This window comes from Pseudomonas sp. Leaf59 (genome assembly GCF_920984685.1).
Classification (GTDB): Bacteria; Pseudomonadota; Gammaproteobacteria; order Pseudomonadales; family Pseudomonadaceae; genus Aquipseudomonas.
The window spans coordinates 131,851-138,529 of the sequence record NZ_CAKLBR010000014.1; the positions used below are offsets into that span (position 1 = coordinate 131,851).

Sequence of the window (6,679 nt, forward strand, 5' to 3'; positions counted from 1 at the left end):
ACCATGGCTAAAGACATCCTCTGTGCATTTGGCGTCGACGTTGATGCCGTCGCCGGCTGGCTCGGTTCCTACGGCGGTGAAGACTCGCCGGACGACATCTCCCGCGGCCTGTTCGCCGGTGAAATCGGCGCGCCGCGCCTGCTCAAGCTGTTCGAGCGCTACGGCCTGCGCACCACCTGGTTCATCCCCGGCCACTCGATGGAAACCTTTCCCGCGCAAATGAAAGCGGTGGCCGACGCCGGCCATGAAATCGGCGTGCACGGCTACAGCCACGAAAACCCCATCGCGATGACCGCCGAGCAGGAAGAGATCGTGCTGGATAAATCCATCGAGTTGATCACCCAGGTCACCGGCAAACGCCCGACCGGCTACGTGGCGCCGTGGTGGGAATTCAGCAAGGTGACCAACGAGCTGCTGCTGAAAAAAGGCATCAAGTACGACCACAGCCTGATGCACAACGACTTCCATCCGTACTACGTGCGCAAGGGCGACAGCTGGACCAAGATCGACTACAGCCAGCACCCCGACACCTGGATGAAGCCCTTGGTGCGCGGCGAAGAAACCGACCTGGTGGAGATCCCCGCCAACTGGTACCTCGACGACCTGCCACCGATGATGTTCATCAAAAAAGCCCCCAACAGCCACGGCTTCGTCAACCCGCGTCACCTCGAAGAAATGTGGCGCGACCAGTTCGACTGGGTGTACCGCGAACACGAACACGCGGTGTTCACCATGACCATCCACCCCGACGTGTCCGGTCGCCCGCAAGTGCTGTTGATGCTCGAGCGCCTGATCGAACACATCCAGAGCCATGCCGGCGTGCGCTTCGTCACCTTCGACGAAATCGCCGACGACTTTATCCGCCGCCAACCCCGAACCTGATTTCACCCCACCCTTGAGGCGCGACCCATGTCCATCTACAACAAGCTTGACCTGACTGGCTGGAAACCCCGGCAACTGTCGTCCCAGGAAGTACGTTTCGCCACCTGGATCGCGTTTTTCGCCTGGGTGTTTGCGGTGTATGACTTCATCCTGTTCGGCACCTTGCTGCCGGAGATCGGCCGGCACTTTGGCTGGGGTGAAGTGGAGCAGGCGCAGATCGCGACCTGGGTCGCAGTGGGCACGGCGGTGGTGGCCTTTGCCATTGGCCCGGTGGTCGACAAGCTGGGCCGGCGCAAAGGCATCATCTTCACCGTGGCCGGCTCGGCCTTGTGCTCGGCGCTCACCGCCATCGGCGGGGCGTGGGGCAAGTCGCCGCTGATCCTGATCCGTTCGCTGGGCGGCCTGGGCTATGCCGAGGAAACCGTCAACGCCACCTACCTGAGCGAGCTGTATGGCGCCTCGCAGGATCCACGGCTGACCAAGCGCCGTGGCTTCATCTACAGCCTGGTGCAGGGCGGCTGGCCGGTGGGGGCGTTGATCGCGGCGGGATTGACCGCGCTGTTGCTGCCGATCATCGGCTGGCAGGGCTGCTTCGTCTTCGCGGCCATCCCGGCCGTCGTCATTGCGATCATGGCGCGCAAACTCAAGGAGAGTCCGCAGTTCCAGATTCACCAGCGCATCAGCCAATTGCGCAAAAGCGGCCAGGTGACCGAGGCGCAAAACGTCGCGGTGACCTACGGCGTGGACTATGACGAACACAGCAAGGCCGGCTTGAAAGCGGCTTTCCGGGGCCCGGCCCGTCGCGCCACTCTGGTGATCGGCGCCGCCTTGCTGCTCAACTGGGCGGCGATCCAGGTGTTCAGCGTGCTGGGCACCTCGGTGATTGTCAGCGTGCACCACATCTCGTTCGAGAACTCGCTGATCATCCTCGTGCTGTCCAACCTGGTGGGCTACTGCGGCTACCTCAGCCACGGCTGGATGGGCGACCGGATCGGTCGCCGCAACGTCATCGGCCTGGGCTGGATGCTCGGCGGGCTGTCGTTCGCCGGCATGCTGTTTGGTCCGAGCAATATGGCGATGGTGGTCGGGCTTTACAGCCTGGGTCTGTTCTTCCTGATCGGACCGTATTCGGCGGCGCTGTTCTTTATCAGTGAAAGTTTCCCCACCAGCATCCGCGCCACCGGCGGCGCAATCATCCACGCGATGGGCCCCATTGGTGCAGTGGTCGCAGGGTTTGGCGCCACGCAGGTGTTGTCCGCCGGCAGCGACTGGCAGACCGCCGCACTGTGGTTCGGCGCCGTGCCGTGCTTTTTGTCCGGTGTGCTGATGTTTGCCGCACGCCATGTGCGCCCGGAAACCGTTCAGTAAGGAGTGATCGATGAGTCGCAAAGTGGCTGTGATTACCGGTGCCGCCAGCGGCATCGGCCAGGCGCTCGCGGTGGCCTATGCGCGCCATGGCGTTGCGGTGGTCGGCGGGTATTACCCGGCCGACCCGCACGACCCGTGCATGACCGTGTCGCAGGTGGAGGGGGCCGGCGGCGAGTGCCTGATGCTGGCGTTGGACGTGGGCGACACCGCCTCGGTCGACGCCCTGGCCGAGCAGGCGGTGCAGCATTTCGGCCGCCTCGATTACGCGGTGGCCAATGCCGGCCTGCTGCGTCGCGCACCGTTGCTGGAAATGACCGATACGCTGTGGGACGAGATGCTCAATGTCGACCTGACAGGGGTGATGCGCACCTTTCGCGCGGCAACCCGCCACATGCAGGAAGGCGGCGCGCTGGTGGCGATTTCTTCGATTGCCGGCGGGGTGTATGGCTGGCAGGAGCACAGCCATTACGCCGCGGCCAAGGCGGGGGTGCCGGGGTTGTGTCGGTCGCTGGCGGTGGAATTGGCGCCGCTGGGCATTCGCTGCAATGCGGTGATTCCGGGGCTGATCGAGACGCCGCAGTCGCTGGACGCGAAGAACTCGCTGGGGCCGGAGGGTTTGGCCCGGGCGGCGCGGGCGATTCCGCTGGGGCGGGTCGGGCGCGCGGATGAAGTGGCGTCGCTGGTGCAGTTTCTCACCAGTGAGGCGTCGAGTTACCTGACCGGGCAAAGCATCGTCATCGACGGCGGTTTAACCGTGCGCTGGCCCGACTGAGGGATTTACTCTATCCAAGTGTGGGAGGGAGCAAGCCCCCTCCCACAGGGGACCTGTGTTTGTTTGAGGAGAATTTACATGCTCGCTCTGTCTAATCGCCGCGCCGTCATCACTGGCGCCGGCAGCGGCATCGGGGCCGCCATCGCGCGCGCTTATGCTGCCGCAGGCGCCCGTCTGCTGCTGGCCGACCGTAACGCCGCGAGCCTCGCTGAAACCGCGATCACCTGCCGCAACCTCGGCGCCGAAGTAGTCGAGTGCGTGGCCGATGTGGGCACCGTCGAAGGCGCCCAGGCCAGCGTCGACCGCTGCGTCGAACATTTCGGCGGCATCGATATTCTGGTCAACAACGCCGGCATGCTCACCCAGGCGCGCTGCGTCGACCTGTCCATCGAGCAGTGGAACGACATGCTGCGTGTCGACCTCACCAGTGTGTTCATCGCCAGCCAGCGCGCCTTGCCGCACATGCTTGCGCAGCGTTGGGGGCGGATCATCAACGTCGCTTCGCAGCTGGGCATCAAGGGCGGTGCCGAGTTGACCCACTACGCGGCAGCCAAGGCCGGGGTGATCGGCTTCACCAAGTCCCTGGCGCTGGAAGTGGCCAAGGACAACGTGCTGGTCAATGCCATCGCCCCGGGGCCGATTGAAACGCCGCTGGTGGGTGGCATCAGCGCCGACTGGAAACGCGCCAAGGCCGCCGAGCTGCCGCTGGGGCGCTTCGGCCTGGCCGACGAAGTGGCGCCCACCGCCGTGCTGCTGGCCAGCGAGCCGGGTGGCAATCTGTTCGTCGGCCAGACCCTCGGGCCGAACTCCGGCGATGTCATGCCATGAGCGGGGTGTAACCATGTGCGGACTCTGCGGATTGCTCGGCGAAGACCTGCACTGGAGCGACCCCCTGGGCGACGAAGTGCCCCGGCGCCGCGAACGCCTGCGCCGGATCGCGGCGATCAACCAGGTACTGGCGGTGTTCCGGCTCAAGGTCGAAGACTTCCAGGGCGCGTCGTACCTGCTGCTGGGGGCCACCGGCAAACAGGCATTGGCGAGCGGTCTGGATCAATTGTGGCAAGCGGCCGAGGCCATGCTCGGACGACCGCTGGACCCGCTTGATCCACGCCTGCTCGACCATCTGGAGTCAGCATGAGCATCGCCCTTAACGTCATCACCGGCTTTCTCGGCAGCGGCAAGACCACCTTGCTCACGCGCCTGCTGCAAGGTGAAAGCCTCGGCGACACCGCGTTGCTGATCAACGAATTCGGCGATGTGGGCATCGACCATCTGTTGGTGGAGGAAGTCGCGCCGGACACCGTGCTGCTGCCCAGTGGCTGCGTGTGCTGCTCGATTCGCGGCGAGTTGAAAGACGCGCTGCTGGGCCTGCTGCAACGTCGCGAGCGCGGGGACATTCCGCCGTTCAAACGGGTGATCCTGGAAACCACGGGCCTGGCCGACCCGGCGCCGATCCTCGCCACCCTGAACAACGACGTGCAACTGCGCGGGCGTTTTCATATTGGTTTGGTGATCACCCTGGTCGACGCCAGCCACGCCGCCCTGCAGGAACGCCTGCACCCGGAATGGCTGGCCCAGGTGGCGGCGGCCGACCGTCTGCTGCTGAGCAAGACCGACCTGGTGGACGACTGCGCGCCTTTGCGCGCGCACCTGCAGGCGCTCAATGCCGGCACGCCGATCCTCGACACCCACACGATCCACAGCGGCGACCAGTTGCTGCTCGGCGAAGGTCTGCGCAGCGCTGAACCGGCGCTGGAAGTGCGCCGCTGGCAACTGCATCAGGCCACCACCGTCACCCACGGCGACGCGCAAGTGTGCTGCCTCACGTTTGAACAGCCGCTCGACTGGGTCGGTTTCGGGGTGTGGTTATCGATGCTGCTAAGATGCCACGGCGAACGAATCCTCCGCGTCAAAGGACTGCTCAACGTGAACGCAAGCTCGGCCCCCATCGTCATTCATGGCGTGCAGCACTGCCTGCATGCCCCGGTGCACCTGCCCGCGTGGCCGGGCAGCGACCGCCAGTCGCGGCTGGTGTTCATCCTGCGCGGCCTCGACCCTGCGCAACTGCGGCGCTCCTTCGACGTGTTCTCGCGGCGTTTCGCGGCATGATCACCCTGCGCGTGCTCGGCACGTCGGTGACCCTGCTCGAATGTCTGCGAGTGAGGGCGGAGCAGGAGCTGGGTATTCGCCTGGTGTATCAGGTGCACGACGTCGCCCAGGCCCAGCGTATCGCGGTGATGCAGCCCGACAGCTACGACCTGTATGACCAGTGGTTCCACAACGTCGACTTCGTGTGGCCGGCGCGGGCGATCCAGCCTATCGATACGCGGCGCATCGCGCTGTGGCACGAGATCAACGACTTGCCCAAGCGCGGTCGGCTGTCGCCCAACGATCGCCTCGGCAGCGGCAGCGTACCCAGCGAGCGCCTGTTCGTGCAGCACGATGGCAGCCTGGGCAGCAGCGTGACCGAGCGTATCAGCATGCTCCCCCTGACCCATAACGCCGACAGTTTTGCCTACCGCCCCGAGCGCGTGCCCGAAGGGTTCAGTCACGGCAATGAAAGTTGGGGCTGGTTGCTCGACCCGGCGTGGGGCGCGCGCACCGCGCTGCAAAGCGATGCCGCCATCGGCGCGCTGGACGCGGCGCTGGCGATGCAGGGCGCGGGCCTGGCGCGCTTCAAGGACATCGGCAATATGAGCATTGAAGAGATCGATGTGCTGGCTGACATCCTCGTGCGCAAACAGAAGGCAGGGCACTTCGCGGCGTTCTGGTCTGACGATGAAGAGGCGGCGCAACTGATGCTCAGCCCGAATGTGGATATCCAGAGCCTGTGGTCGCCGACCCTGATGCGCCTGCATCGCGCCGGCGTGAAATACCGGCTGGCGGTGCCGCGTGAAGGCTATCGCGGGTGGTTCGGCGGTTTGTCGCTGTCGCGCCACGCCCAGGGGCCGGTGCTGGATGCGGCGTATGCGTACCTCAATTGGTGGTTGTCCGGCTGGCCGGGGGCAGTGATGGCACGGCAGGGTTATTACATTGGCAATCCGGCGCGCAGCCGTGATCATTTGAGCGCGGCGGAATGGGATTACTGGTATGCCGGCAAGCCCGCGCGCGAGGAGTTGCTGGGGAGTGACGGGCTGCCCCTGATCGAGGTGGGGGAGGTGCGTGATGGGGGGGCGTATGAGCAGCGTATGGGGCATATTGCGGTGTGGAATTCGGTGATGGATGAGCATAATTATCTGGTGCGGCGGTGGGGGGATGTGATGCGGGCTCGGTTGGCTTGATTGGGGGTATATCGGTTATTTGGGTGATGGCGGGTATGGGTTCCGCAGCGCGGCGGCCTTGGAGCCGACCGGGGTTGTCTGCCGTACGCCGTAAAATGTGGGAAGCTCCGCCACGTCTTCGACTTAGCGCTGTCGTGCAGCAAACTGGGACCTCTGTGGCGAGCGGGCTTGCCCTAATGCCGTTCAGTTAAGCGCAGATTCCCTGTGGTGAGCAGGCTTGTCCTGCGTTGGGCTGCGCAGCAGCCCCAGAGCCAGGCGCTGAGCCGTATCAGGTACACCGCGTTTTGCTTGATTGGGGGCGCTTCGCACCCCAACGCGGGGCAAGCCCGCTCGCCACAATAAGCCCACAAATTTTCCGTTCAGTTAAGCGCAGATT

The 6,679-nt window shown here is 64.8% G+C and carries 7 protein-coding genes; all 7 read left to right on the plus strand.

Annotated elements, in window-relative coordinates; all coding sequences use genetic code 11:
• Nucleotides 1–3: 3 nt before the first annotated feature.
• Complete coding sequence (locus tag LUB09_RS16170) at nucleotides 4–882, plus strand: polysaccharide deacetylase family protein (protein ID WP_046384579.1); 879 nt, start codon at nucleotides 4–6, stop codon at nucleotides 880–882.
• Between the two features lie 27 nt (nucleotides 883–909).
• Nucleotides 910–2,250, plus strand: coding sequence for an MFS transporter (locus LUB09_RS16175; RefSeq protein WP_209989080.1), 1,341 nt, complete (start codon nucleotides 910–912; stop codon nucleotides 2,248–2,250).
• A gap of 10 nt (nucleotides 2,251–2,260) precedes the next feature.
• Nucleotides 2,261–3,022: an SDR family NAD(P)-dependent oxidoreductase gene (locus LUB09_RS16180; protein ID WP_231423041.1), complete on the plus strand. Its 762-nt coding sequence runs from the start codon at nucleotides 2,261–2,263 to the stop codon at nucleotides 3,020–3,022.
• A gap of 78 nt (nucleotides 3,023–3,100) precedes the next feature.
• Nucleotides 3,101–3,850, plus strand: a complete 750-nt coding sequence (locus LUB09_RS16185; protein WP_231423042.1) for an SDR family NAD(P)-dependent oxidoreductase — start codon at nucleotides 3,101–3,103, stop codon at nucleotides 3,848–3,850.
• 13 nt (nucleotides 3,851–3,863) lie between these two features.
• A complete protein-coding gene (locus LUB09_RS16190; protein ID WP_209989093.1) occupies nucleotides 3,864–4,160 on the plus strand; it encodes a hypothetical protein in 297 nt (98 codons plus the stop codon).
• Nucleotides 4,157–5,131 (plus strand): CobW family GTP-binding protein, encoded by a 975-nt coding sequence (locus LUB09_RS16195; protein WP_209989096.1) that lies wholly within the window; start codon nucleotides 4,157–4,159, stop codon nucleotides 5,129–5,131. The genes LUB09_RS16190 and LUB09_RS16195 overlap by 4 nt, the downstream gene beginning before the upstream one ends.
• Nucleotides 5,128–6,303: an ABC transporter substrate-binding protein gene (locus tag LUB09_RS16200; RefSeq protein ID WP_209989098.1), complete on the plus strand. Its 1,176-nt coding sequence runs from the start codon at nucleotides 5,128–5,130 to the stop codon at nucleotides 6,301–6,303. Before LUB09_RS16195 ends, LUB09_RS16200 begins: the two co-directional genes overlap by 4 nt.
• Nucleotides 6,304–6,679 lie beyond the last annotated feature (376 nt).

Coding starts and splice junctions, on each gene's coding strand:
- LUB09_RS16185 (WP_231423042.1), top strand. CDS start 3,101: ATGCTCGCTCTGTCTAATCGCCGCGCCGTCATCACTGGCGCCGGCAGC.
- LUB09_RS16180 (WP_231423041.1), top strand. CDS start 2,261: ATGAGTCGCAAAGTGGCTGTGATTACCGGTGCCGCCAGCGGCATCGGC.
- LUB09_RS16170 (WP_046384579.1), top strand. CDS start 4: ATGGCTAAAGACATCCTCTGTGCATTTGGCGTCGACGTTGATGCCGTC.
- LUB09_RS16175 (WP_209989080.1), top strand. CDS start 910: ATGTCCATCTACAACAAGCTTGACCTGACTGGCTGGAAACCCCGGCAA.
- LUB09_RS16200 (WP_209989098.1), top strand. CDS start 5,128: ATGATCACCCTGCGCGTGCTCGGCACGTCGGTGACCCTGCTCGAATGT.
- LUB09_RS16195 (WP_209989096.1), top strand. CDS start 4,157: ATGAGCATCGCCCTTAACGTCATCACCGGCTTTCTCGGCAGCGGCAAG.
- LUB09_RS16190 (WP_209989093.1), top strand. CDS start 3,864: ATGTGCGGACTCTGCGGATTGCTCGGCGAAGACCTGCACTGGAGCGAC.